The 928-nt window shown below is 44.3% G+C and carries 1 protein-coding gene; it reads left to right on the forward strand.

All coding sequences use genetic code 11. The features are described from left to right. Window positions 1-928 (forward strand): ShlB/FhaC/HecB family hemolysin secretion/activation protein (locus tag ACFIJZ_RS09905; protein WP_375631989.1); only part of this gene is annotated, 928 nt, incomplete at both ends.

Genomic DNA, 928 nt, shown 5'->3' on the forward strand with positions numbered 1-928 from the left:
TTGAGGGCAAGCTTTCAGAGATTTACTATAATGGTTCACCGGCATCTCGTTATAACAATGTTGTGTGGAGTGCTTTTCCTGGGCTTCAAGGTCATGTTCTGAACATGCGCGATATTGAACAGGGGCTTGATCAGATCAACCGTTTGAGTTCAGCGCACGCTCACAGCGAACTTCTTCCAGGGCGTGAAGAAGGGAGCACCATTGTCAATATTAACAATCATCCCGATAAAACTTTCAAGGTTACTGTTTCTCATGACAATATGGGACAATCTTCCACGGGTTATGCGCGTTATAGTGCGGGCTTGAGGGTAGAAAATATTTTAGGGATGAATGATGCGTGGGATTTTAACTATCAGCGCAGTCAGACAGATTATTGGGGTGGGAGCAAGCAAGAAGGACATAGCAATAACATTTCAGCGAGTGTGAGTATTCCGTACGGTTATTGGACCTTTGGATTGAATGGCACTGTTTATAATTACCAAAGCATTATCCCTGGCAATTTTACCGATATTGAGACGACGGGGGATTCCAGTGAGTTGCACGCCAGTACAAGCAGGGTTCTTTACCGTGATAGTGTTTCCCTTACAACCTTGAATTTAGGTCTTTCTTATAAAAGAACCAACAATTACCTTCTTGGCAATAAGATTGAAGTGGGTAGCCGTCAATATAGTGTCGCCAATTTTGGGATTTCGCATTCGCGCCAGATGTTGGGGGGGACTTGGACCTTTGATGTGAGTTATTTGCAAGGTCTTCCCTTGTTTCATTCTGTCAAGAAGCACGATCCAGGGGCAGGGGATGCGGAGCCACAATTTGCCAAATTTACTGGTACGCTTAGTGTCATGACGCCTTTTAAGGTAGGGGGCTTGGACTTTATACTGAGCAATCTTTTGAGTGGTCAATATTCACCGCATAATTTATTGGGTGCTGA

It is taken from the genome of Bartonella sp. CL70QHWL, assembly GCF_042194855.1.
Taxonomy (GTDB): domain Bacteria; phylum Pseudomonadota; class Alphaproteobacteria; order Rhizobiales; family Rhizobiaceae; genus Bartonella.